21 protein-coding genes and 2 pseudogenes are annotated in these 24653 nt (G+C 72.1%); 7 read left to right on the top strand and 16 right to left on the bottom strand.

The window, feature by feature from the left end; translation table 11 throughout:
• Nucleotides 1-22: 22 nt before the first annotated feature.
• The 4 genes from ACFWBT_RS07130 to ACFWBT_RS07115 all read right to left on the bottom strand — a co-directional run bounded on the left by ACFWBT_RS07130 (nt 23) and on the right by ACFWBT_RS07115 (nt 3433).
• Entirely contained in the window at nt 23-391 is a 369-nt protein-coding gene (locus ACFWBT_RS07130; RefSeq protein WP_385696951.1) for a DUF6479 family protein, read from the bottom strand.
• A 77-nt stretch (nt 392-468) separates the two neighbouring features.
• Entirely contained in the window at nt 469-1287 is an 819-nt protein-coding gene (locus tag ACFWBT_RS07125; RefSeq protein WP_385696950.1) for a methyltransferase domain-containing protein, read from the bottom strand.
• 37 nt (nt 1288-1324) lie between these two features.
• On the bottom strand, nt 1325-2659 hold the full coding sequence (locus ACFWBT_RS07120; protein ID WP_385696948.1) for an MFS transporter: 1335 nt from the start codon (nt 2657-2659) through the stop codon (nt 1325-1327).
• 162 nt (nt 2660-2821) lie between these two features.
• Nucleotides 2822-3433 (bottom strand): LysE/ArgO family amino acid transporter, encoded by a 612-nt coding sequence (locus ACFWBT_RS07115; protein WP_266755125.1) that lies wholly within the window; start codon nt 3431-3433, stop codon nt 2822-2824.
• 65 nt (nt 3434-3498) lie between these two features.
• On the opposite strand from ACFWBT_RS07115, the gene ACFWBT_RS07110 reads away from it, so the two are divergent.
• Both ACFWBT_RS07110 and ACFWBT_RS07105 read left to right on the top strand, forming a co-directional pair.
• Complete coding sequence (locus tag ACFWBT_RS07110; RefSeq protein WP_385696946.1) at nt 3499-4419, top strand: LysR family transcriptional regulator ArgP; 921 nt, start codon at nt 3499-3501, stop codon at nt 4417-4419.
• A 189-nt stretch (nt 4420-4608) separates the two neighbouring features.
• Nucleotides 4609-7158, top strand: coding sequence for a SpoIIE family protein phosphatase (locus ACFWBT_RS07105; protein WP_385696944.1), 2550 nt, complete (start codon nt 4609-4611; stop codon nt 7156-7158).
• Nucleotides 7159-7203: 45 nt separating this feature from the next.
• On the opposite strand, the gene ACFWBT_RS07100 is transcribed toward ACFWBT_RS07105, so the two are convergent.
• Together ACFWBT_RS07100 and ACFWBT_RS07095 are read right to left on the bottom strand one after the other, a co-directional pair.
• On the bottom strand, nt 7204-8190 hold the full coding sequence (locus tag ACFWBT_RS07100; protein ID WP_385696941.1) for an aldo/keto reductase: 987 nt from the start codon (nt 8188-8190) through the stop codon (nt 7204-7206).
• A 72-nt stretch (nt 8191-8262) separates the two neighbouring features.
• Nucleotides 8263-8928: an NUDIX domain-containing protein gene (locus ACFWBT_RS07095; protein ID WP_385696939.1), complete on the bottom strand. Its 666-nt coding sequence runs from the start codon at nt 8926-8928 to the stop codon at nt 8263-8265.
• A gap of 107 nt (nt 8929-9035) precedes the next feature.
• On the opposite strand from ACFWBT_RS07095, the gene ACFWBT_RS07090 reads away from it, so the two are divergent.
• Entirely contained in the window at nt 9036-9389 is a 354-nt protein-coding gene (locus ACFWBT_RS07090) for a hypothetical protein (protein ID WP_356470823.1), read from the top strand.
• Nucleotides 9390-9414: 25 nt separating this feature from the next.
• Here the strand turns inward: ACFWBT_RS07090 and ACFWBT_RS07085 are convergent.
• The 4 genes and pseudogenes from ACFWBT_RS07085 to ACFWBT_RS07070 form a co-directional block, all read right to left on the bottom strand.
• Nucleotides 9415-11309 (bottom strand): annotated as a pseudogene (locus tag ACFWBT_RS07085) (discoidin domain-containing protein).
• Nucleotides 11310-11394: 85 nt separating this feature from the next.
• Nucleotides 11395-11535: pseudogene (locus ACFWBT_RS07080) on the bottom strand (LacI family DNA-binding transcriptional regulator); the annotation flags it as partial.
• A gap of 212 nt (nt 11536-11747) precedes the next feature.
• Nucleotides 11748-12620 (bottom strand): universal stress protein, encoded by an 873-nt coding sequence (locus tag ACFWBT_RS07075; RefSeq protein ID WP_385696936.1) that lies wholly within the window; start codon nt 12618-12620, stop codon nt 11748-11750.
• A 114-nt stretch (nt 12621-12734) separates the two neighbouring features.
• The gene (locus ACFWBT_RS07070; protein WP_385696956.1) at nt 12735-13901 is read right to left on the bottom strand and encodes a LacI family DNA-binding transcriptional regulator; all 1167 of its coding nucleotides are present in this window, start codon (nt 13899-13901) and stop codon (nt 12735-12737) included.
• Between the two features lie 51 nt (nt 13902-13952).
• Between ACFWBT_RS07070 and ACFWBT_RS07065 the strand changes: the two genes are divergently transcribed.
• Nucleotides 13953-14480 (top strand): hypothetical protein, encoded by a 528-nt coding sequence (locus ACFWBT_RS07065; protein WP_385696934.1) that lies wholly within the window; start codon nt 13953-13955, stop codon nt 14478-14480.
• A gap of 120 nt (nt 14481-14600) precedes the next feature.
• Here ACFWBT_RS07065 and ACFWBT_RS07060 read toward each other — a convergent pair whose 3' ends face one another.
• The 4 genes from ACFWBT_RS07060 to ACFWBT_RS07045 all read right to left on the bottom strand — a co-directional run bounded on the left by ACFWBT_RS07060 (nt 14601) and on the right by ACFWBT_RS07045 (nt 19265).
• Nucleotides 14601-15227: a hypothetical protein gene (locus ACFWBT_RS07060; protein ID WP_385696931.1), complete on the bottom strand. Its 627-nt coding sequence runs from the start codon at nt 15225-15227 to the stop codon at nt 14601-14603.
• Between the two features lie 131 nt (nt 15228-15358).
• A complete protein-coding gene (locus tag ACFWBT_RS07055; RefSeq protein WP_385696928.1) occupies nt 15359-17203 on the bottom strand; it encodes a GMC family oxidoreductase N-terminal domain-containing protein in 1845 nt (614 codons plus the stop codon).
• Nucleotides 17200-18582 (bottom strand): hypothetical protein, encoded by a 1383-nt coding sequence (locus ACFWBT_RS07050; protein WP_385696925.1) that lies wholly within the window; start codon nt 18580-18582, stop codon nt 17200-17202. The genes ACFWBT_RS07055 and ACFWBT_RS07050 overlap by 4 nt, the downstream gene beginning before the upstream one ends.
• Nucleotides 18579-19265 carry a FadR/GntR family transcriptional regulator gene (locus ACFWBT_RS07045; protein ID WP_385696922.1) on the bottom strand — a complete coding sequence of 229 codons (687 nt, stop codon included), beginning with the start codon at nt 19263-19265 and terminating at the stop codon, nt 18579-18581. Before ACFWBT_RS07045 ends, ACFWBT_RS07050 begins: the two co-directional genes overlap by 4 nt.
• A 693-nt stretch (nt 19266-19958) precedes the next feature.
• Here ACFWBT_RS07045 and ACFWBT_RS07040 point away from each other — a divergent pair.
• The gene (locus ACFWBT_RS07040) at nt 19959-21155 is read left to right on the top strand and encodes a glycoside hydrolase family 64 protein (RefSeq protein WP_385696920.1); all 1197 of its coding nucleotides are present in this window, start codon (nt 19959-19961) and stop codon (nt 21153-21155) included.
• Nucleotides 21156-21311: 156 nt separating this feature from the next.
• Here the strand turns inward: ACFWBT_RS07040 and ACFWBT_RS07035 are convergent, their stop codons facing one another.
• The gene (locus ACFWBT_RS07035) at nt 21312-22439 is read right to left on the bottom strand and encodes a sulfite oxidase (protein ID WP_385696918.1); all 1128 of its coding nucleotides are present in this window, start codon (nt 22437-22439) and stop codon (nt 21312-21314) included.
• 33 nt (nt 22440-22472) lie between these two features.
• Nucleotides 22473-23135 (bottom strand): TetR/AcrR family transcriptional regulator, encoded by a 663-nt coding sequence (locus tag ACFWBT_RS07030; protein WP_385696917.1) that lies wholly within the window; start codon nt 23133-23135, stop codon nt 22473-22475.
• Between the two features lie 136 nt (nt 23136-23271).
• Here ACFWBT_RS07030 and ACFWBT_RS07025 point away from each other — a divergent pair, with 136 nt between their 5' ends.
• Complete coding sequence (locus tag ACFWBT_RS07025) at nt 23272-23835, top strand: NAD(P)H-dependent oxidoreductase (RefSeq protein WP_385696914.1); 564 nt, start codon at nt 23272-23274, stop codon at nt 23833-23835.
• A 125-nt stretch (nt 23836-23960) separates the two neighbouring features.
• A complete protein-coding gene (locus ACFWBT_RS07020) occupies nt 23961-24638 on the top strand; it encodes an AIM24 family protein (RefSeq protein ID WP_266755159.1) in 678 nt (225 codons plus the stop codon).
• Nucleotides 24639-24653: the final 15 nt, after the last annotated feature.

Raw genomic sequence — 24653 nt, 5'->3', positions numbered from 1 at the left:
GCTCCTTCGCGTCCCGGTCAGGTCAGGTCCTGCCGGGGCCGCCGCTGCCGAAGGAGCCGCTCGATCCCGGTTGCCAGCGCTTGCGATGCTGGTCGTCGGCGTGTTTGGTGCTCGCGGAGTGCATGTTGTACGGCATCAGCCGTTCGCTCTCGTTCGCGGCGTGCGGAACCTCGTCGGGTTCGCGCATCTCCCGTTCCTCGTGCACCGCCCCGCCGTCGGGCAGCCTGGGCTGCTCCTCGGCAGTGGGCGGGGGCGATTCCAGGCGCCGCACCCTGATGCCCATGCGGACGGCCCAGACGAGCGCGCCTGCGATGACGAGGCCGCCGATGAAGGCGGCGCCCGCGTTCAACGTCGAACTGGCTGCGATCAGGTCATAGCTCGCGGTGTTCATGGTGTTCGCGTACCCCCAATACCAGGGGAAATTTGCGTACTAGCCCGTCAGCGACGGCTATCCCATTGTATTCCGGATCATTCCGGACGGTGCGCCACGGCCCCGAACATCGTCACGGACATGTGCAGGCCGCCCTGCCGCGCCGCCTCCGTGAGGTCCTCGTAGAGGCGGTCGCGCTGTGTCTCACCGATGAGTCCGCGCTTCAGCGCCGAATCACCCAGCATGCGGATGAGCGGCCAGGCGACCGAGGTGTGTTCCTGGAGCAGGGCCTGCGATCCACGGTCGTCGATGACCAGCCCGGCACCCGTCAGCCGCCCCACCAGCTTGCGTCCGGAGTACGGGTCGGCGGCCGCGGACAGCGCGCCGGAGGTGAGCGCGGCGACCGTCTCGGGGTCGCCGGGGTGCAGGATCGTGGTCGCCCAGTCGGTGTCCAGCAGGGCGACCCGCCCGCCGGGGCGCAGCACGCGCGCTATCTCGAAGACGGCCTTCTCCGGTTCGACCAGGTGCTGGAGAACGCGTTCGCACCAGACCACGTCGACCGTGGCATCGGGCAGCGGCAGGGCTAGGGCGTCGCCGTCCGCGAAGCGGGCCGCGCTGCGCTCCTCGATCGCGCGCTGCTCGGCCACCGTCCGCAGGCCGGAGTTCGGTTCGATGCCGAGCACCCTGCCCCGGGCACCCACGGCTGCCGCGAGACGCCGGGTCTGCGAGCCGGTGCCCGCGCCGATGTCGAGCGCCCGCTCTCCGGGCCGCACTCCGAGGGCGGCGTGCGCCCAGGAACGCAGGCGCTGTACGCCGTCGTTGACGTCCTGCGCATCCAGGGCGCCCACCAGCCGGGCCGTACTGTCCGCGCTGATGTTGTGCGCGTGGAATTCCGAGGTAGGTCGCGTGTCCCCCATGGCGGTCACTCTAGAACCACCATGGTCGTTTCCGTATTCAGATTGTGTAACGCCTCAGGGCCGGTGTGGCCAAGGCGAGCCCCAGCACCGCCACGATCACCAGCAGGCCGCCACCGGCCACCGCGGCGGGTGCGCCGAAGGCCGATCCGGCCGTGCCGTGCAGGACGTCGGCGACGCGCGGGCCGCCCACGACGACCACGGTGAACACGCCCTGGAGACGCCCGCGCATCTCGTCGGTGGCGGCGGACAGCAGGATGGCCCCGCGGAAGACCATGGAGACCATGTCGGCGACTCCCGCCAGGGCCAGGAACGCCACGGCCATCCACAGGCTGCGGCTGAGTCCGAAGCCGGTGATGGCCGCGCCCCAGGCCGCGACGGCGACGACGACCATCAGACCGTGCCGGCGGACGCGGGAGAACGTGCCCGACATGAGTCCGCCGACGACCGCGCCGACGGGGATCGCCGCGAACAGCAGCCCGAGCGCCAGACCTTCGCGGTAGGAGGCGTACGTCTCGGCCGCGAGCTGCGGGAACAGGGCGCGCGGCATGCCGAGGACCATGGCGATGATGTCGGCGAGGAAGGACAGCAACAGGACCTTGTGCAGGGCGATGTAGCGGAAGCCGGCCACCACTTCGCGCAGGCCCGCCCGCCGGGAGGCCGATCCCTTGAGGGGGGGCAGCGCGGGGAGCCGCAGGACGGCCCACACGGTGACGGTCAGCGCGAGGGCGTCGATCAGATAGAGCTCGGGCAGCCCGATGAGGGGGATGAGCGCGCCGGCGAGCATCGGCCCGGCCACGGAGCCGGTCTGCATGACGGTGGCGCCGAGCGCGTTGGCGGCGGGCAGTTCGTCCGCCGGGACGAGCCGGGCGATGGACGCGCTGCGGGCCGGGGAGTTGAGGCCGAAGAACGCCTGCTGCACGGCGAGCAGGACCATCAGGACGGGCACCGACTCCCGTTCGGTGACGGCCTGGACCCAGAAGAGCAGCGAAGTGGCGGCTATACCGATATTGGTGACAAGCAGCAGCTTGCGGCGGTCCATGCTGTCGGCGATCGCGCCGCCCCACAGGGCGAAGACCACCAGGGGCAGCAGTCCGGCGAGGCTCGCGTAGCCGACCCAGGCCGAGGAGCCGGTGATGTCGTAGATCTGCTTGGGCACTGCGACCGCGGTGAGCTGGCTGCCCACGGCCGTGACGGCGGTCGACGACCACAGCCGGCGGTAGGCGGGGCGGCGCAGCGGCCGGGTGTCCATGGCCCAGCGACGCCATCCGGAGCGGCCGGCCCTGTCGGGTCCGGCGCTCCCGTCCCGCTCCGCGGCGCCGCTGTCCGTACTGCTCTCGCTCGTGTCCACGCTCATCCTGGTTGCTCGATACATCTTTCGATTCAGGGATCACTATGACCGAGCGTCAGGGGCGCGTGTCCCCCGGGGACCGGATTGGCACAGGGAGCATCGGGCGGGGCGTGGAGCATCGGGCGGCGGAGGTGCCGGACGGGCGTGCCGGGCTCGCGGATCAGCCGTACGACGGTGTACGACGGCTCAGGCGCCCGCGATCAGCGCGGCGCCCATCGCGATCATCGTCGTCGCGACCAGGCCGTCCAGCACACGCCAGGATGCGGGCCGGGCCAGGAAGCGGCCGAGCAGCCGGGCACCGAACCCGAGGGCCGCGAACCAGCACAGGCTGGCGAGCGCCGCGCCCAGCCCGAAGGTCCAGCGCAGCGATCCGCGGTCGGCCGCGAGCGAGCCGAGCAGGAACACGGTGTCCAGGTAGACGTGCGGGTTGAGCCACGTCAGGGCGAGGCAGGTGAGGACGGCACGGCGCCAGGAGCCCGTCGACACGGTCGCCGCCCGCAGGGCCGAGGGCTTCATCACCCGCCGGGCGGCGAGGACCCCGTAGCCGACGAGGAAGCAGCCGCCGATCAGCCCGACCGCGGTGAGCGCGGCGGGCCAGGCCACCACCACCGCGCCGACCCCGCCGACCCCGAGCGCGATGAGTGCCGCGTCGGACAGCGCGCAGATGCCCACCACGGCGAGGACCGCGTCCCTGCGGATGCCCTGGCGCAGGACGAAGGCGTTCTGGGCGCCGATGGCGACGATGAGGGAGAGGCCGGTGCCGAATCCGGCGACCGCGGTGGTGAGGGCGTCTGTCATGCCTCGACGCTAGAAAGCGGATCGTCGGGAGTACAGCTAAAGATTCTTACGTATCGTTAGCGTTCGTGATGACGGAACTCCCCCTCGACCAGGTGCGCACCCTGCTGGCCGTGGTCGACGAGGGCACCTTCGACGCGGCGGCCGCGGCGCTCCATGTGACGCCGTCGGCGGTGAGCCAGCGAGTGAAGTCACTCGAACAGCGCACCGGCCGGGTCCTGCTGATGCGGACGAAGCCGGTGGGGCCGACCGAGTCCGGCGAGATCGTGGTGCGTTTCGCGCGTCGGCTCGCCCGGCTGGAGCGCGACGCGCATGCCGAGCTCGGCATGTCCGGATCAGGGGAGCCCACGAGGCTGTCGATCGCGGTGAACGCCGACTCGCTGGCCACCTGGTTCCTGCCCGCGCTCACCCGCGTGCCCGAGGAGCTTCGGCTCTGCTTCGAACTGCGCCGCGAGGACGAGGACCACACGGCCGCCCTGCTGCGCGAGGGAGCGGTGATGGCGGCGGTGACGTCGTCGCCCGACCCCGTGGCCGGCTGTTCCGTCCGTGCCCTCGGGCGGATGCGCTACCTGCCGGTCGCGAGCCCCGGCTGTGCCGAGCGGTGGCTCGGCACCACGACCGGCACACCTCTGCGCGACGTGATCGGCTCCGCCCCGGTGGTGGCCTTCGACCGGAACGACGACTTCCAGGACGATTTCGTCCGCGCCCTGACCGGCGGTCCCGGAGCGAGCGCGCTGCGCCACTTCGTCCCCACGTCCGAGGGGTTCGTCGACGCCGTCGCGGCCGGAATGGGCTGGGGCATGGTGCCCGAGGTCCAGGCCGAACCGCTGCTGCGCGCCGGGAGGCTGCTCCATCTCCTGCCGGGCCGGGGCGTCGACGTCCCGCTCTTCTGGCAGCAGTGGAAGCTCGACTTCCCCGCGCTCGGCGCGATGGCCGAGGCCGTGGCGGCCGTCGCCGCGGAGACGCTCGTCCGCGGACCGGCTTCCTGAATCATTCGCTCACGGACAGCTCCTGAACCTCCCCGACCCGGTAGGTTCGCGCTGGGCACATCCGGGCGCGGCCGGGAAGAATGGCCTCACGTCCTGGTGCCGCGGAGGACGTCGAGGTGCGGTCAACGCCCTGAGAGGCGCATTCTTGCTGTGTTACCCCCCTGGCGGCGGGCGGACGAGGGCAGATCGATGACAGGGAGCGCCGAGCGTGAGGACCAGGCGCTGGACAGCCTGGCCGCCCTGCTCAGTGACGCGGTGACGGACGCGATCCGGGCCGCCCGCGGCTTCGCGGGCGGCGTCTACCTGCGCTCCACCACGCCCGGGCTGCTGCGTCTCGCCGTGCTCGCGGGACTGCCGGGACCCCTCTTCCGCCCCTGGTGGCGTATGCACATGGACCGGCCGTTTCCGGTCGCGGACGCCCATCGGCTCGGTGTGGAGGTGCTGCTCGCCGATCCGGCGGACACGATGCGCCGCTACCCGCAGCTCGCGGCGGGGCTGCCGTTCCAGTTCGGGTCGCTGTACGTGCCGGTCGTGGGCGACTCGACCGCGTACGGCGTGCTCTCCGTGCTGCGCCCGCCGGCCTCGGACGAGACCGAGGTCCTGCCGGACCGCGACCGGATGACAGCGGTGGCGGCGGAGCTCGGAGCGCGTCTGGCGACGCTGGACAGGCAGGGATCCTCAGTCCTGTGGGACGCGGAACCGCTGGGCACTCGGCCACCGGCCGACGGCCCGTCCACCCGGTGCGTCGGCGGCTTCACCTGGGATCCGGTCGACAACACCATGATCGCGGACGACGCCCTGTGGGCCCTGCTCGGGATCCCCCGGGACGACTTCGCGGGAACGCCCGAGGCACTCGCCGACGCGGTGGCCCACGACGAACCCCGGCTGCTGCTGGCCGCCCTGCGCGAGACCGCCGCCGGCCGGCCGCCGCCCCATCCGCTGCCGGTCCGCACGAGCAGCGGCGGCCTGCGGCTCCTCGAACTGTGGACCTCGGGTGCCGCGGGCGTCCCGCCGCACCGGGTCAGCGGCGCGCTCGTCGACCCGGGGCCGGGACCCGCGGCGGACGGGGCGGCCGACCAGCTCCCGGAAGGCGTCTTCGCCCTCGACCGGCTCGGGCTCATCACCTACGCCAATCCACGCGCCGCCGAACTGCTCGGCCGCCCGCGCGCCGAACTGATGGGGCGGCTGCTGTGGGACGTGGTGCCGTGGATGGACGGCCCCGCGTACGAGGATCACCTGCGGGGCGCGCTGCTCTCGCCCGACCCGGTGCACTTCCGCGCCCGGAGCCCGCTGGGCAACGGCACCGAGACCATTTCGGGACGCCCGGCGGGGACCTGGCTGAGCTTCTCCGTGTATCCCGGCCCCGGCGGTGTGACCTGCAAGATCATGCCGCTGGGGCGGGCCGCGGAGGCCACCGGGAACGCCCCCTTCGAGGCGGAGGCGGCGCGGGCTCTCGGGGCCGGCCTCGACGAGCCCGACAGCGGTGTCCCGACCACGGCGCCGCTGTACCGACCCATCGTCCTCGCGATCGCGCTGACCGAGGCCGTCACGGCACGGCAGGTGTCCGAGGTGGTGATGCGCGAGCTGCTGCCCGCGTTCGGCAGCCGCCGCCTCGCCATCTATCTGCTCCAGGACCGGCGGCTCTACCTGGCCTGGGAGACCGGCTTCCCGCAGGGATTCCTCGCCCCCTTCGACGGCGTGGGCCTGGACGCCAAACTGCCCGGGGTCGAGGCGCTCACCAGCGGCCGGCCGCTCTTCTTCGAGTCGATGGAACAGCTGGCCGCCGCCTATCCGGGCATCGCCCTGGACGCCACGGTCGGCGCCCGGGCCTTCCTGCCGCTGATCGCCTCCGGGCGCCCGGTCGGCTCCTGCATCCTCGGCTTCGACCGGCCCCGCAGCTTCAGCACCGAGGAGCGCACGGTCCTCACCGCGCTCGCCGGTCTGATCGCGCAGTCCCTGGAGCGGGCGCGGCGCTACGACAGCGAGGCGGCCCTCGCCCGCGGGCTCCAGGAGGCTCTGCTGCCGCACCGGCTGTCGGCGCATCCCCTGGTACAGACCGCGGGCCGGTATCTGCCCGGCACCGTCGGCATGGACGTGGGGGGCGACTGGTACGACGTCGTCGAGGCCGGCGACGGACTCGCCCTCGTCATCGGCGACGTACAGGGACACGGTGTCCAGGCCGCGGCCACCATGGGTCAACTGCGCAGTGCTGTCCGGGCGTTCGCGCTCGGAGACCATCCTCCGGACGAGGTGATGAGCGGCACCAACCGGCTGCTCATCGACCTCGACCCGGGCCAGTTCGCGAGTTGCTGCTATGTCCGGGTCAACCCGCTCACGGGTTTCGCCCGGGCCGCGCGGGCCGGGCATCCGCAGCCGCTGCTGCGCCATCCCGACGGCCGCACCGAGGTCCTGGACCTGCCCGGCGGCGTGGTGCTCGGCGTGGATCCGCAGGCCGACTACCCCGTGACGGATCTGATGCTGGAGCCCGACGCCGTGCTGGCCCTCTACACGGACGGTCTGGTCGAGCGGCCCGGAACGGACATCGACGAGGGCGTCGAAGCGCTCCGCGCGACCCTGGCCCGGGCGGGCCCCCCGCAGCGCCTGCTGCCGGGTGGCCCTTCTCTGTCCCGCGCCGCCGATCTGCTCACCGCGGAGGCCCGGCAGGCCAACGAGCGGCCCGACGACATCGCCCTGCTGCTCACCACCCGCTGGACACCCATCGACGGTGAGAACCACTAGGCGGTGCTGCTCGGATCGCTCTCGGCCGTCCCCGCCCGGAGGGTGTCAGTGGGCCGCGTCGAGGCGGGCGCGCTGGTCCCGGGTCAGTTCCAGGTCCACCGCGGCCAGGTTCTCCTCCAGCTGGGCCACCGAGGACGCACCGGCCAGCGGGATCACCGGCAGCTCGCCGCCGATCTGCCAGGCGAGCACCACCTGGTTCATGGTCGCCCCCGTCTCCCTCGCCACCTCCCGGAGCACGGCGAGCCGGACGGCGTTCCCCGGGTGGTCGTAGTCGGACGGCAGCGGCTTGTCCGGCCGTCCGTATCCGCCGCCCAGCAGCGGCGAGTAGGCGACCAGGGTCAGACCGGGCTCGGCGCCCAGATAGCTGACGAGTTCCCCGGTCGCCGCTCCGAGACCGCCCTCGGGGAAGAGGCCGCTCGGTATGTCGGAGCGGGGACGCAGAAGACTGTGGTGGTACTGGAGGACCTCGTAGCCGGGCAGACCGGCCGCGGCGGCGAGGGCACGGGCCCGTTCCACGCGCCAGACGGCGTGGTTGCTCACGCCGAGCAGTCCGACACTGCCTTCCTCGACGAGTTCGGCGAACGCCCCGACGGTCTCGCCCGGCGCGACGGTGCGGTCCTCGATGTGCGCGTACAGGAGATCGATCCTCTCCACGCCGAGGCGTTCCCGGCTCCGCTCGGCCGCCTCGCGGATCACCTTGGCGGACAGCCCTTCGGGGTTGTCCTCGTAGCTGGTCCCGGGGGCCAGCGGGCGTGCTCCCAGCTTGGTCGCGAGGACGATCTCGTCGCCGATGCCCCGGCTGCGCCGCCAGCGTCCGAGCAGTTCCTCGCTCTGGCCGCCCTGGCCGCCGTCGGTCCAGAAGGCGTAGTTGTCGGACGTGTCGATGAAGGTGCCTCCGGCCTCGACATAGCGGTCGAGGACGGCGAAGGAGGTCTTCTCGTCGGTCAGTGAGCCGAACAGCATCGCGCCGAGCGCGAGCACGCTCACCTCGCGACGAGTCCTCGGATCCGTGCCGATCGTGCGGTACCGCATGGTGTTCCCTCCCGTTCGGGCCCGAAGTCCCCGGGCCTGAACAGGAGTCTGGAACGTGAAGTGCTCTCTAGGTCAAGCCTTCTTGAAGGGGCCTTCCAAGGCGGCCCACTGCAGCAGCATGATGGTCTTGGCGTCGGCGATCTCCCCGGTGCGGATCATCGCCAGGGCGTCACGGAAGGGCAGTTCGACGATCTCGATGTCCTCGCCCTCCTCGTCGAGTCCGCCTCCCTCGTGGGTGCGGGTCGACGAGCCGTAGGAGGCGGCGTAGAAGCTCACCCGCTCGGTGACCGAGCCCGGACTCATATAGACGTCGAAGACGTGCTCGACCGCGCCGACGGTGTGCCCGGTCTCCTCGATGACCTCCCGTCGCACGGCGACCTCGGGGTGCTCGTCCTCCTCGTCGAGGAGGCCGCCCGGGGTCTCGGTCAGCATGCCGTCCGGGTGCCCGTTGACATACGCGGGATAGCGGAACTGCCTGGTCAGCAGCACGGTTTCGCGGTCGGCGTCGTACAGCAGAAGGGTCGCCCCGTTGCCGCGGTCGTGGGTCTCGCGCTCCTGGGTGCTCCAGGTTCCGTCGGCGAGCTGGAGGTCGAAGGTGGTGGTGCGTTCCACGTACCAGTGGCACGAAAGGAGTTGTACGTCGCGGATCTTGACCCGGGGGTTGCCGGTCAGGTCACGGCCCACCCGGTCGAGTCCGGTACGGCCCCGGCGGTCGGGGGTGTCGATGCCTGCGGTCATCGCGCGCCGGCCTGGCGGGAGCGGGAGATGTCGTTCATGGGCCCTGTCTACCATCCCGAGACCAAGATCCCGGTCACAGCGGGCCTTCGCCCGTTTAGGCTCACAGCATGGAACAGACGGAGATCATCCTGCGCGCCATCGGCGTGCTCACCGAGACCAACGCCATGGTGCGCAGGATCGCCCAGGACGAGGAGGACGGGGTCGAGTCGGCCGAGAACAACCTGGGCGCGCTCGTCACCGAGGTGTTCCCGCGCGTCGAGGTGCCCGGCGACGCCGGCCCGGCGGAGGCCGGGCAGGCGGTCGCGGACGCCTATCTGCCCGCCACGATCTCGCTGGTGGGCGCCTTCGCGTTCCTCTTCTCCGAACTCGCCGATCTCCACGACTCGGGTCGCAGCGACGTCAAGACGGCCGACCTTCTCCAGGATCTCGCCCTGCGGATGTCCCGGGCCGACAACACCTAGCGCCGCGCCCGGCCCGGGGCCCGCCTCACCTCTTCTGCTCGACGCGCACCCAGTCGATCTCGGCCTGGACTCCCCCGGCGGCCACCCGGTCGACGCTCGACAGGGGCAGCCCCCAGTACGGCGTCGTGACCTTGTTCCGGCCCGCCGGATAGGCACCCCCGAGGGCGAGGTTGAGGATGACGTACTGGTTGTGGTCGAAGACCCACTGACCCCGGGTGGACTCCATCTTGTTGCGGGTCGTCTCCTGGACCAGGGCGCCGTCGACGGAGAAGCGCATGGCCGTCGGGGTCCATTCCGCGGCGTACGTGTGCCACTGGTCGGCGCGGCCCCCGGCGGGGTAGGTCTGGCGGGCGCCGATGTTGCCGTCGGCCGAGCAACCCGGGCCGTGCAGGGCCGTGCTGGTCCAGTCCGCGTAGCCGATGTTCTCCATGATGTCCGTCTCGCCGGACGCCGGCCAGGAGACCGAGGGATCGTCGACGTTGCTGCCGAGCAGCCAGAAGGCGGGCCAGAAGCCGTCCCCGACCGGGAGCCTCATCCGGGCGCTGACCCGGCCGTAGGTGAAGTCGAATTTGGTGTCGGTGTCGACGCGCCCCGAGGTGAAGTCGTAGGTACCGCCGCCCGGATGGGTGCAGCCCTTGCAGTACGTGGCCTTCAGGACGAGGTTTCCGTTCTGGGTGCTGATGTTGTCGGTGGAGTCGACGTACGCCTGGGATTCGCCGTTGACCGGCCCCATCTCCGAACCCGTCCTGACGACACGCCGCTTGGAGCGGTCGAGGCTCGCGCCCGTGAAGTCGTCGAAGAACGCGGTCTGATAGCTCCCCGTCTGCTCTCCGGGCAGTGCGGGGTACGCGGCGGTGGCGCTGCCTCCCGTGCCCCAGACCTGGAACTCGTACAGGGATAGCCGAATTGGGCCGTCGCCGGCGCCGGGTTGTAGAAGGAGCGGCGTTCCTTGCCGAGCATCCGCACATAGCGGCCCGTCGTGGACCGGGGCAGCGTGACGGTGTCGTGGCGGCCCGCCGCGTCTCCCGGGGCCTTGACGTCGGCACGGCGTGCGGCGACCTCGGCCGCGGACGGCCGGTGGACGGTGCGCCAGGTTCTGTTGTCGTCGGAGACCTGGAGCTCGTAGTCGACGGCGTAGGCGGCCTCCCAGTACAGGTCGACGGTGTCGATGGCCGAGGTCGCGCCCAGGTCGACGGAGATCCAGCGGTCGGCGTTCCAGTCACTGGACCAGCGGGTCGCGTCGCCCCTGAGGTCGGCGGGCCATCCGCCGTCGGTGGCGAAGGCGGGTGAATTGCCCGCGTGCTGGTACAGGTTGGAGTAGGCGGGGTGGTTGAGGGCGAGGTTGGAACGGGTGGTCGACGCGGGAGCGGGTGCGCCGCCGTAGACCTTGAAGGAGTACAGCGAGTAGCCGTACGGCGTGGCCCGTTCGACACCGCGCAGCCGGACGTAGCGGCCGATGACCTCCTGCGGATAGGTGTGGGCGGTGACCGAGCCTCCGGTGCCGGCGGTCTCGGTGAAGAACGGCGTCCAATCGGTCCCGTTCCTGGAGACCTCCAGGACATAGCGCTTGCCGTAGGCGGCCTCCCAGTCGAGGGAGACACGGTCGACGCGCAGGACGGCGCCCAGGTCGACGCGGATCCAGGCGTCGTCGGCGAACTGGCTGGACCAGCGGGTCGTGGCGTCGCCGTCGAAGGCGAGTCCCGGCGTGGTGCCGCCGTTCTCGCTGCCCGACGCGGTCACGGCGGCGGGGTTCGCGGCGTAGGCGGCCGCGGCACGGTCGGTGTCCCAGCCGGCGTCGGCGGCCGCGGCGGCCGAGGAGTCGGGCGGCGGGCCCGCCAGCGCCGGGCCCGCGGAGAACAGCGACACGGCGGAAAGAGTGGCGAGGGCGGTCATCAGCGTACGGCGGGTGCGGGATGGCATGCGGCTCTCCTGAGGGGAGTTGGGGGTGCCGGTCCGTGCTGATGTGCGTGGGCGAGCGAGTGCGCGCCGGGTCCCACCGGTGCGCGAGGTGCTCGACATGCACGATGACCCGCCGAACCCGTGCGAACGTCGACGCGTCGACCTCCCCGCGGGGGTTCAGCATCCGCGACACGGTCGTCCTGCTGATGCCGGCAGCCTGGGCCACATCGGCGATGGTCACGGCCACAACTGCCTACCGGCGCAAGGGGATCGCGGGTGCGCGCGGCTGGTCCGGTACCGGTACCGGAACTGGTTCCGGCGCTGGGCGGGGAGTCAACCCGAGCGTCATGACATCGTCAATACTTCACGTCAAGATTGGTCCGGACCGGCCTCGGCGCCGTGCATGCCTTCGGGACTTGAACGCGGCCGGTTCCGCACCGGCCGCGTCCCGACGGGTCCTCAGGAGTGCGGAACCACCGCCACGGGGCAGGGCGCGTGGTGGATCACCGCGTGGGCCACCGAACCGATCCGCACACCGACCGCCGAGCGCTCGGCCCGGCGCCCGACGATCATCAGCTGCGCCTGGCCGGAGAGCGACAGCAGGACCTGCCCCGCGCTGCCCATCTCGACGTGCTCGACGACGGGCACCCCGGGGAAGCGTTCCCGCCACGGCTGGAGCGCCTCGGCCAGCGCCTTCTTCTCGTACGGCTCCAGGCCGCCGGCCTCGTCCAGCAGCTTCAGCGAGCCAGGGCTGTAGGCGAACACCGGCGGCAGACTCCAGGCCCGTACGGCCCGCACCGTCGCGCCACGGGCCGCCGCGGTCTCGAACGCGAACCGGAGACCCGCGGCACCGTCCTCCGGACCGCCCTGCTGGCCGACGACGATCTCCCGGCCCGCCGCCTCCGCCTCGGGCCGGTCCTCCGCGCGCACCAGCACGACCGGGCAGGGTGCCTCGGAGATCACCCGCTGCCCGACGGAGCCGAGCAGGAATCCGATGAACGCGCCGTATCCGCGCGATCCGAGGACGAGGGTCCCGCTCTCGGCCGCGACGGCCAGCAGGGCCTCCACCGCGTCGCCGTCGAGCACGTCGGCCGTCACCGGCAGATCGCCGTGCCGGTCGGTGAACGAGCGGGCCGCGTCCTCGGTCATCTCGCGTGCCCCGAGTGCCTGCTCCTCCCGGTCGCCACCGCCGACCATGTCGTGCGGGGGCCAGTGCCAGGCGTACACCACCCGCAGGGGCACGCCTCGGCGGACGGCTTCCCGGCCCCCCCAGGCCAACGCCGCCCTGCTCTCGGGTGATCCGTCCACGCCCACGGTGATCGGGTGGGTCATGCGCCTGCCTTCCGTCGCCGGCCCGCCTGCCCGGCCGTGGTTCGTCCGTCCTGACGGGTCCAGTGTCCGTCACCGGCGCCGGAGAACGCGCGGACCGGTCTGGCGGCAGCGCGCCTACGCCGACGCGCGGACCACGAGTTCCGGATCGAAGATCAGCGATGTGGGTTCGGTGCGCACGCCCCGGATGTGCTCGTCGAGGAGACCGGCCAAGGCCGCGGCCATCTCCTCGACCGGCTGCCGCACGGTGGTCAGCGGTGGCCGGCAGGTCACGGCCACGCTGGAGTCGTCGAAGCCGACGACCGCCACGTCGTCCGGCACGCTTCTGCCCCGCTCCCGCAGCACCTGGCACACGCCCTGGGCCATCAGGTCGTTGGCGGCGAACACCCCGTCCACGTCAGGGTGTTCGGACAGCAGTCCGGACATGGCCGCCATGCCGCTGTCCAGGGTGAAGCCGCCCTCGGCGACCGGTACGTACGGATGTCCCCTGCGGGCCATCGTGTCGCGGAACCCGGCGAGCCGGTCCTGGCTCGCGGCCACGCCCAGCGGCCCGGTGACGGTGACGATCTTCCGGCAGCCCCGGTTCAGCAGGTGCTCGGCCGCCAGCCGCGCCCCGTCACGGTGGGCGAGATCGACATAGCTGAGCGGCACGGGACGGGAGGGCCAGGCGAAGAGGACGGCGGGCAGACCCGCGTCGGCGAGCAGCGCGGGCAGCGGGTCGTCGGCGTGGGTGGAGACGACGAGCGCGCCGTCCGCGCTGCCCTGCCGGAGGTCGGCCAGTACCTGGCTGCGGGTCTCCGCGGATTCGGCGAACTCGACACCACACCGGTGTCCCGCGAGAAGCCCTTCCTGTATCTCAACGGCGGCGAGTACCGGGTGTTCCTGCCGGAGAAGCGCACGAACGCGCGCGGCACGAGCTGGGGCAGCGGCACCCCGCGCGGCTCGTCGCTGCCGCTCAGCCAGTTCTACGTGGCCAGGCCCGGAGTCACCGCCGCCACGCTGAACGCGGCACTCACGCAGGGTCTCCACCTGCTGCTGACGCCGGGGATCTACCACCTGGACCAGCCGATCCGGGTCAACCGCGCGGGCACCGTCGTCCTCGGCCTCGGCTACGCCACGCTGATCCCGGACAACGGCGTCACCGCGCTGCGAACGGCCGACGTCGACGGAGTCCGGCTCGCCGGCTTCCTGATCGACGCCGGGCCCGTCAACTCCAGCACCCTCCTGGAGGTCGGCCCGGCGGGCGCGTCCGCGGACCACTCGGCCAACCCGACCACCGTGCAGGACGTGTTCGTGCGCATCGGCGGGGCCGGCGCGGGCAAGGCGACGACCAGCATGGTCATCAACAGCCGCCACACGATCATCGACCACACCTGGGTGTGGCGGGCCGACCACGGCACCGGCGTCGGCTGGGAGACCAACCGGCCGGACTACGGCATCCGCGTCAACGGTGACGACGTCCTGGCCACGGGGCTCTTCGTCGAGCACTTCAACAAGTACGACGTGCAGTGGTACGGCCAGCGGGGCCGCACCATCTTCTTCCAGAACGAGAAGGCGTACGACGCGCCGAACCAGGCCGCCATCCAGAACGGGAGCATCAAGGGGTACGCGGCCTACAAGGTCGCCGACTCCGTGACCACCCACGAGGGTTGGGGCCTGGGCAGCTACTGCTACTACAACGTCGCTCCGACGATCGTCCAGCACCACGGCTTCGCGGCGCCGAACAGGCCGGGCGTGAAGTTCCACGATCTGCTGGTCGTCTCACTGGGCGGCAACGGACAGTACGAGCGCGTCATCAACGACACGGGCGCCCCCACCTCGGGCACCTCCACCGTGCCGTCCACGGTGGTCTCGTATCCCTGACCGTTCCCGGTGGCCCTCCTCGGGGGCCCCGCTTCCGCGGAGCCCGCTCTCGACACGAGGCCGGGCTCCCCGGGGCGACGGCGCCGGCCGTCGCCCGCGTTGCCTTGCGTTGCCTCGCGTTCAGTAGCGCTGGGCCTTGGCCAGCACGGGGGTGAGCTGAGGCTCCGCGGGCTGCCTGCTGATCACGACCGGCTGCGCCTTCTTGCCCGGCTCGAGGTTCTCCTTCCCGACGAAGGACGTCTCCACGACCTTGCCGTCGGGGTTCTTGAAGTCGACCTGGACGGCGTACGAAGCCGTCTTGTCGGTCTTGTTGGTGATGGTGACGACCACGGCGCGCAGACCGCCGGTCTCCGCCGTGGGCAGGCCGGTCATGCTGACGTCCGACGTCGCGTTGCCGCTTCCCTTGACGTCTTTCAGCTGCTTCTCCGCGGTGACGGCGGCGCGGGCGGTGTCGGCGGAGACCGACGCGGCGAACTCCGACGCTCTGGCGGAGACGGAGGCCGCCGCCGATGACGCCCGCCCGGTCGCCGACTCGATGATCGAGGAGGCGGCCGAGGCGATGGCGGACGGCGGCGTACCCGTGAAGTTCGACGCGTTCGGCGGGGTGGGCCGCGGGCTGGCGGATCCCGAACCGCCGTCGCCGCTGTCCGAGCTGCACGAGACGAGAACGGAGCCGCACGCGATCGCGGACAGCAGGACAGCGATGCGCCGTGGTCCGCTTCGGCCGTGGGGGACGCGTCTGCTCATGGGGGCTCGCCTCTTTCTCCCGTACGGGGCACGGGTGCTCGTCCACTTCCTGCCGTACGGACTCCCTCATGCTCCGGGTCACACCCGGCGACGGCGAACCTTGGAGGCCCATTGGGGTGGTGCGCGGCGGCTCAGCACCCGTGCCGTGCTCCGCCGAGCCACGCCTCCGAGATGGCCAGGGCCGCCGCCATGATGCTCAGCTGCGGGTTGACCTCCGGGCAGCTCGGCAGGACGGAGCCGTCCGCCACGAGGACTCCGTGGACCCCGCGGAGCCTGCCCTCGGGATCGGCGGGCGCCCGCTGCGGATCGGCGCCCGCGGCCACCGTGCCGGTCGGGTGGAAGGCCGACAGGTGCAGATCGCGGGCGCGCACCGAGGCGAGCAGGTCGTCGAGCGCGTCGAGCGACCTGGCGCGGGGCGCGGTCGGGACTCCGGTGAGGACTTCCTCCGCCCCGGCCGCGAAGAGCAGGCGGCCCATGGCGCGTACGGCGGTCATCAGGCGGTCGCCGTCGCGGGGGTCGAGGTCGTAGCGGACGAGGGTCCGGTCCCGGCCCCGGACCTGTCCGGAGGGGCGGTCGGCGATCATGGCACCGAGGGTCGCAAGGTGGTCGGCGCCCTCCAGTTCGCGCCGTAGGTCCCTGCCGAGGCCGGGCAGGACGAAGCTGCTCATGCCGGGCGGGCTCGCGGTCGCCTCGACGAGGATCCCGCGCGCGTGAAGTTCCTCGACGCCGACGCTCTGCAGCACGCCGCGCGAGGCGGTCACCGGCTCGGCGAAGCGGCCGGCGACGCTGGTGGCCGGGTGCACGCTGAGGTTGCGGCCCAGGCGGGGATGTCCGCCGAGGCCCGAGCGGCGCAGCAGGGGTGGTGTCTGGAGGGTTCCGGCCGCTGTCACGACGAGGGGGCTGAGGATCTCCAGTTCGCTGCCGTCGGGGCGGCGTGCCAGGATCCCGGCGGCGTTGGGCGGGCCCGGCACGTCCGGGTCCAGCAGGATGCGGCGGACCCGGGCACCCGTGACGATCCGGGCGCCCGCGGCGCAGGCGTCGGGCAGGACGGACAGCTGCACGCTCTGTTTCGCGCCGGTGGGGCAGCCCACCACACACTGGCACGACCCCTTGCAGCCGGGCGCGTTGCGGCGCAGCGGGGCGGCCCGCCAGCCGAGCCGTTCGGCACCGACGAGAGTGAGCAGCCCGTTGTTGCCGAGGACGTCGAGGGGCTGGGTCGCCACCCGGAGGGTCCGCTCGACCTCGTCGAGCAGGGGCCCGAGTCCCTCGGCGAGGCCGAACCCGAACTCGCCGCTCCAGCGCCGCCGGACGTGGTCCGGAGTCCGGTAGCAGGTGCCGGAGTTGACCACGGTGGTGCCGCCGACGGCACGGCCGACCGGCAGCAGGATCGGCGGATCGCCGACGGCCACCGTGGCCCCGCCGTCGCGGTACAGCTCGGCGAACCGGTCGAGGGGCGCGCGGCGTCCGAAGGATGCCGTCGAGTGGTGCCGGCCCTCCTCCAGGACGACCACGCTCAGGCCGGCCCGTGCGAAGGTCCGCGCTGCCATCGCGCCGCCCGCTCCCGACCCGACGACGACCACGTCGGCGGTGCTGCGGGCGGGCCACTCCTCGGCCGGTGTGCAGTCGAGGGGCGGATCCACCGGCGCCGTCGCGGGAGCGGGCGGGGCCGGCATGCGTTCGGTGCCCGCGGCCAGCAGGACGGGAACCTTGAGGAGGTCCAGCAGCGGGGCGAGCCGGGGGCGCGCGGCCAGGGCGGCGAGCACGTCCTCGCGTTCGTCGGGGCCGAGGGCCGCCAGGCGTCTGCCGGTGCGCAGGGCGGTGTACGTCTCCACGGCGGCGACGGCGGTGTGCACTCCGGCGCGGGCGGCCCGGGGCAGTGCGGCGAGCACCGAGTCGAGGCGGTGCGGCACACGGGCGGACCACTCGGTGTCGCCCGTGTCGGCGAGCAGCGCTGCGACGAACCCCTCGGCGGTCATCGTTCGCCCGCCTCGGCGTGCGCGGTGCCGTCCAGCACCCAGGTGGCCTCCGGACGCCAGTGTCCCCACCAGCGTTCCAGGACGACGCGGGCGTCGGCGGACTCGCTGTTGCGGCACACGGCGCGGGCGCCGTCCGGGTCGCGGTACTCGAGCGTGAGGGTCCGCTCCGGGGGCTGGTCGACCTCTACGCGGATGCGGCGCAGCGCCGTGCGGCCGGTGACCGTCCACGTGGGCAGGCCGATGGCGGCCCGGAAGCGTCCGGGTCCCGGCCGGCCGATCGCGGAGCGCTCCGGCCGCCGCGGCCAGGTGCGGCCACGCCGGCGCAGGCGCAGGAAGACGAGTGGGGGCAGCCGCCGCAGGGCCGGCCGGGTGGACACGGCCGCGACGATCTCCAGGACGTCGCCGTCGCCGAGGTCCGCGTGCAGCCAGGTCCACCGGTGCGCGTTGCCGTGCCCGTAGATCCGGGCGGAGGCGCCGGCTGCGTCGCGAAGGTTCAAGGTCGTCTCCCCGTAAGAGAATTCACCGTCGTACGTGGCGCGGGCGGCCGGGAGCATCTGGGCGGCGGGCAGCAGGGGGTGGCGCCATGACCAGCGAGGGAAGGTGAACAGCGGCGGTCCCTGGGGTCGTTCGGTGAGCTGCCAGCGGAAGTCCTCCGCACTGCCCGTCAGTTGCCCGGGGGTACACGTCACGTCCTCGGTGGCGAATCCGTCGCTCGGCCGGGTCCAGGGGACGGGTCCGAAGCGGGCATGCCGTACCTCGCCCTGGCGGGGGAACACCGCGGCCCATCCATGGGCGAAGGGCTCGGATCCGTCGGCGGGTGCGACGAGTTCGTGGTGCAGCCAGACTCCGGTGCCGCTCGCCGGGTCGGTGAGGGTGGTGTACCAGACCTCGGTGCGGCCCGGGGCGCCGTTCCATCGCGGGGCCATGTGTTCCGCGGGGTCCTCGCGGCGCGGGAAGCGGAAGCCGAGCAGGAAGGGCGCGAGGCCGGTGGCCACCGGGAAGCGCAGGACGCCCTCGCCGACCCGTGCGTCGCCCTCGTACAGGGTGAACGGCAGCACCGTCATCGACGCGACCGGGCGGCGCGGGGTCACCGACTTCCAGCCGTCCAGGGTGAGGCGGCGCCCGTCGGCGGTGAAGGTGAGGCGATAGCGGATGCGTCGCCTGGCGATCGGCGACACCTCCAACTCGCCCTCGGCGCAGGGGTCGTCGGCACGTCCGGCGATCCGGGCCCGGCCGGTGAGGCGTGCCTGTGTCGTCCGATGCGGGAGCAGTACCCGGTCGGCGGTGGCGCGCAGGTCGAGCCGGACGCGCCGCTCCCCCGGCTCGCCGTCGAGGCGGACCGTGCCGAGCATCGTCTCCGTGAACACGGTGCCCCTCACGCGAGGCCCTCCAGCATGATGGCCTCGGTGACCCGCAGATAGGTGTCGGCCGCCGCGTGCGCCTGCCGCGCGTCCCCGGAGGTCACGGCGTCGACCACGGGCCGGAGCCGTTCGTGGGCCGCCTCCGGGTCGGTGAAGGGTCCCTTCAGCAGGGAGCGGACCGGCAGGTAGGCGTTGAAGAGCGTGTTCGTGAGCAGGACGTAGACGCGGTTGCCGGTGGCCCGCGCCAGCGCGCGGTGCACCTCCACGTCGGCGAGCTGCACGGCGTCGACGCCCTCGGCCCGCCGCACGGCCGCGAGCAGTGCGCTCAGCTCGGCCCGCTGTGCGCGGGTGCCGCGGGCGGCGGCCCGTTCGGCGATCAACGCGCCCACTCCGCGCCGCACTTCGAAGACCTCGTGCACCCAGGTGGCGTCGTGCCGCACCAGCATGGGCAGGAGATCCGCCCCGCCGAGCCGGGCGTAGTCCCGCACGCGGGTCCCCACTCCGTGCCGGGTCTCCAGCAGTCCCGCCTGGACGAGCCGTCCGAAGGCGTGCTTGAGCGTGGTGCGTGTGACGCCGTACCCGTCGGCGAGCCGTCGCTCGGGGGGAAGGTAACTCCCCGCCGGATGACGGCCGTCGAGTATGTCCGTCCGCAGCCTGTCCTCCAGGACGTCCACGATGGTCTCGCGGGGCAGAGCCTCCACGTTTCCCCCTCCGGGCAAGTGGCTGAGTGGATGAGCCACTGAACCAGTGCGGGGCTCGCACGGTCAACCCCCGCTCCGAAAAGGGGCCGTTGGCGATGCGCGCGGCCGAACCGCCCCCGACACGTGCCAGATCGAGGGAGCGACTGACGGCGGGGCAGTCCGGGTCACCGGACGCGGGGAGCGGCGGGGCGTTCCGCACGGACGGGCCGACGGTGGCGGCGACCGCCATGGCGAGTGCGACCGCGGCGAGCACCCCCACGGAGCCGACCGACCCGAGCCTGGTGAGCAGGTGGCCGGCGCCGAGGGAGGTCAGGCGCATGCCCCCAGGACAGGGCCCGTGCCGTGCCGGTCGCGCGCCCCGGGGCGACGAGGATCGGCGAGAGCGCCTGGAAGGGGAGGTCGCCGACGGCGGTCAGCACGATCGCCGCGCGGATCAGGGGGTGCCGCCCGACCCGGCGCAGGCCCGCGGTGGTCGTCCGCCGCAGGGGCTCCGCCGATGCCTCGGCCGGCGCGCGCAGCCCGCTTCCGCGCGAACCCGCCCTCGGCGCAAGCAAGTTGGACCGGACCAAGTTTGTGTGAATCGTTGACATGTACGTAACCTGGCGCAATTCTGAGAGCGCTCTCAACAGGAAGCGGACGAGCCGCGTCCGCGGGACTCCACCTCGCTGAACCCCCACATCAAGGAGGCAGAGAGTGCGCGTAACAACCAGATGGCCCGCTTGGGCGCTGGCCTCGGCCACGCTCACGGCCGCATTGCTCACCTTCGGCGCGCCCTCCCGCGCCGAGGCGGCGGTACCGACGACCATCCCGCTCACCTTCACCAACAACTCGGGCCGCAGCGAACCCGTATACATCTACGACCTCGGCACCCAGCTCTCGACGGGGCAGCAGGGCTGGGCCGACGCGAACGGCACCTTCCACGCGTGGCCCGTCGGCGGCAACCCGCCGACTCCCGCGCCCGACGCGTCGATCGCGGGACCGGCCAACGGCCAGTCGAAGACGATCCGGCTCCCCAAGTTCTCCGGACGGATCTACTTCTCGTTCGGGCAGAAGCTCGACTTCCGGCTGACGACCGGCGGTCTCGTGCAGCCGGCCGTGCAGAATCCGAGCGACCCGAACCGCAACATCCTGTTCAACTGGTCCGAGTACACGCTCAACGACTCCGGCCTGTGGATCAACAGCACCCAGGTCGACATGTTCTCGGCCCCGTACGCCGTCGGAGTCAAGCTCCCCGACGGGACCACGAAGAACACCGGCCACCTCAAGCCGGGTGGCTACAACGGCTTCTTCAACGCGCTGCGGGGTCAGCCGGGCGGCTGGGCCAACCTGATCCAGACCCGGTCCGACGGAACCGTTCTGCGGGCGCTCGCTCCTGGGCACGGCATCGAGGCGGGCGCGCTCCCGGCCACCGTCATGGACGACTACGTCAACCGCGTCTGGCAGAAGTACAGTTCGTCGACGCTGACGGTGACACCCTTCGGCGACCAGCCGAACACCAAGTACTTCGGCCGGGTCTCCGGCAACGTCATGAACTTCACCAACAGCTCCGGAGCGGTCGTCACCAGCTTCCAGAAGCCCGACTCGGACAGCATCTTCGGCTGCTACAAGCGGCTCGACGCGCCCAACGACCTGGTGCGCGGCCCGATTTCACGCACCCTGTGCGCGGGCTTCAACCGCTCCACGCTGCTGACCAACCCCAACCAGCCGGACACCGGTTCCGCGAACTTCTACGTGGACACGGTGACCAACCAGTACGCCCGCAAGATCCACGCGCAGATGGCCGACGGCAAGGCCTACGCGTTCGCGTTCGACGACGTCGGCAACCACGAGTCCCTGGTCCACGACGGCAATCCGCAGGCGGCGTTCGTCACGCTGGATCCGTTCAGCTGACGGACGTTCCGAGGGGAACGGGAGCGGGGGCGCGGTGTCCGGGGCGAGAACCGCCGCCCCCGTTCCCGTTCCCGTCCCGTCATGCCCCGTCCCGTCACAGATCCTCGTCGGGATCGCATCCGGTCGCCCGCAGGCGTCACCTGCGGGTCGCCGGCATCACCCACCGCCGTCGGGGTCCACGCACAGCACGGGGACCCGCTGCACGAGGTTGTTCACGAAGCCGCCTCTGTTCCACGGCTGGTCGAGGGGCTGCGTGTGCCCCTCGGCGTCGGTGGCGCGCGCGCTGAGCACATGGTGACCCGGGGTCGCCGTCCAGCTGAAGCGCCAGGGATGCCAGGCCCAGCGATGGGCGTCATCGCGGTCCAGTTCGGCCGGAGACCAGGAGCGCCCGTCGTCCGTGCTGACCTCGACCCCGGTCACCGGCGCGCGCCCGGACCAGGCCCGCCCCTCCAGGGTGACGGCGCCCGGCCGGACCGCCCGCGACCGCGACATGAAGTCGGGGAAGCCCGGCGGGACCATCAGGGCGCGCGGGGCGATCCGGGTGACCGGTTCGCCCTCCTCACCGGCCTCCTGCCGCAGCCGGTACGCCACAGCCTGCTGGAATCCCCGGAACGGCGTCTCGGTCACCGTGATCTCGCGCAGCCACTTCACGTGCGCCATGCCGTACCAGCCGGGTACCACGAGCCGAAGGGGATGCCCGTGCTGGGGCGGCAGCGGAGCACCGTTCATCGCGTACGCCACCAGGACCTCGGGCTCGTCGCCCCGCGCCACGTCCAGCGGAAGGGCTCGCTGGTAGTCCTGCTCGATCCCGCGCTCGACCCCGTGATCCGCGCCGGTGAACACCACGTCCACCGCGTCCCGTCCGACCCCGGCCTCGGCGAGCAGCACCCGCAGCGGCACGCCCGTCCACTCGGCCGTCCCGACCGCCTCCACCAGCCATGGCTGGCTCACCGGCCGGGGTGTCAGCAGGGCGCGCCCGTTGCCCGCGCACTCCATGGTCACCCGCTGTCTGACCGCGGGATACGCCTTCACCTCGTCGATCCCGAGCAGCAGCGGGCGCCGTACCCGCCCGCCGAGAACGAGCCGCCAGGAGGCCTCTTCCGTATACGGGATGTCGTAGTGCGTGAGCACATAGTGGAGTCCCGGCGGTGTGACCTCGTACCGCAGGGCTTCCAGCGGCAGTCCGTGGTTCCGGGCGGCGAGAGCCAGCTCCTGGGCGCTGATGCCCTCGTCCGGGCCGGCCAGCCGAGCGGGTGCGCTCATGTCCTCAAGGCGATGCCCCATGGCCGCATTGTCCGCCCGCCCGCGGAGGTGGCGCTAGGCGAGGCGCGGGCCCACGCTCCGGTCCACCAGATCGCGCCAGCCGGACTCCAGACGCTCCAGCGACATGCCGCGCTGGCGGGTCAGATGACTGATCAGGGCGGGCTCCAGGTATCCCATCAGGGTCTGGGCGACGAGCTCGATGTCCGTGGCCGTGCCCGAGCCCGTCTGGCGCAGCAGCACGCACACGTGCATGAAGCGGACCCGGTACGGCGCGGAGGTGAAGCGGCGGGTGGCCTCGGGCTCGGCGGCGAGGTAGAGGTCGAGCTGTTCGAAGGTCTGGCGCAGGGCGTGGCATCCGAAGGCGTGCAGGCGCTCCACCGGTGACGCGCCGGGGCCCAGCGGGGCCGGACCGCCGATGAAGGCGGTCTGGAAGAGCTGCTCGGTGTGGTCGAGCAGGGCCATCAGCAGGCCCGTACGGTCGCCGAAGCGCCGGAAGACCGTCCCCTTGCCCACCGCCGCCGCGGTGGCGACGCCTTCCATCGTGAGTCTGGCCACTCCCTGCTCCTCGACCAGCCGGGCGGCGGCCTCCAGCAGGCGCGCCCGGTTGCGGGCGGCGTCGGCGCGCAGCGGGGCGTCATCGCGGGCGGTGAGCTCCATGAGGACGGCCTCGGCGGACGATTCCTGTCGCTTCGGAAACGGCGGGAGTGGAGTGGACATGAACCCAGCGTAACGTCACCGGCGGACAACTGGACTGCGGTCCGCTTCGGTGGTACACCTGTTAAGCGGACCTTGGTCCGCTTTGTTGCGGCAGTGTTTCATCGAGTCGGCTTTTTCCAGTTTTCGGGAGATATCCATGTCCGTACGCATCCTCGCGCTCGTCGGCAGCCTGCGCGCCGGTTCCCACAACCGTCAGCTCGCCGAGGCGGCAGTCAAGCTCGCCCCGGAGGGTGCCGAGGTCGAGCTCTTCGAGGGCCTGGCCGAGATCCCCTTCTACAACGAGGACATCGACGTCGAGGGCAGCGTCCCTGCCGCCGCTGCCCGGCTCCGCGCGGCGGCCGGCACGGCCGACGCCTTCCTGTTCTTCTCGCCCGAGTACAACGGCACCATCCCGGCCGTCCTCAAGAACGCCATCGACTGGCTGTCCCGCCCGTTCGGCGCCGGCGCCTTCAGCGGCAAGCCGGTCGTCGTCGTCGGCACCGCGTACGGCCAGTTCGGCGGCGTCTGGGCGCAGGACGAGGCCCGCAAGGCCGTGGGCATCGCCGGCGGCACCGTCCTCGAAGACATCAAGCTCTCCGTCCCCGGCTCCGTGGTCCGCTTCGCGGAGACGCACCCGGTCGACGACGCCGAGGTCGCCGCCCAGATCGCCGAGGTCGTGAACCGGCTGCACAGCCACGTCGGCGCGTCCGCAGCCGCCTGACAACTCCCTTGTGGGCCGGCCCGGTTGGCCCGGGCCGGCCTTCGGCATGTCGCGGCTCCGTCACCACGTGTCCCAAGATCGCCACGCCTCTGGCGGAGCCCCGTCCTCCGCGACACGATGCCCGCATGAAGAGTGATCTCTTTTCCAGTGACCACATGGTGCAGCCCGCGGTGGCGCCGGGCATGACCGTCCAGAACGCCAAGTCCATCAAGTACGCCGTCCAGGGCGAGATGTTCGCGCGCCAGGGCGCGATGGTCGCCTACCGGGGCAATCTCCAGTTCGAGCGCAAGGGCCAGGGCGTGGGCGGCATGCTCAAGCGCGCGGTCACCGGCGAGGGACTTCCTCTGATGACCGTCCGCGGGCAGGGCGAGGCCTGGTTCGCGCACGAGGCGCAGAACTGCTTCATCGTGGGCATCGAGCCCGGAGACGTGTTCACGGTCAACGGCCGCAACATCCTGTGCTTCGACGCCACGTTGTCGTACGAGATAAAGACCGTGAAGGGCGCGGGCATCAGCGGCGGCGGCCTGTTCAACAGCGTCTTCACCGGTCACGGCAGCCTGGGACTGATATGCGAGGGCAACCCGCTGGTGATTCCCGTCTCGCAGCAGCAGCCGGTGTTCGTCGACACGGACGCGGTCGTCGGCTGGACGGCACACCTGCGCACCTCACTGCACCGCTCGCAGTCGTTCGGCTCGATGATCCGCGGGGGCTCCGGCGAGGCCGTTCAGCTGAAGCTGGAGGGCGAGGGCCACGTCGTCGTACGTCCCAGTGAGGCGACACCGCAGAAGCCGCAGCAGCACTGACCCGGAAGACACCCG

It is taken from the genome of Streptomyces sp. NPDC060027, from assembly GCF_042737005.1.
Taxonomy (GTDB): domain Bacteria; phylum Actinomycetota; class Actinomycetes; order Streptomycetales; family Streptomycetaceae; genus Streptomyces.
The sequence above is the reverse complement of the archived record's forward strand: the minus strand, read 5'-3'. Positions and strand labels throughout refer to the sequence as shown.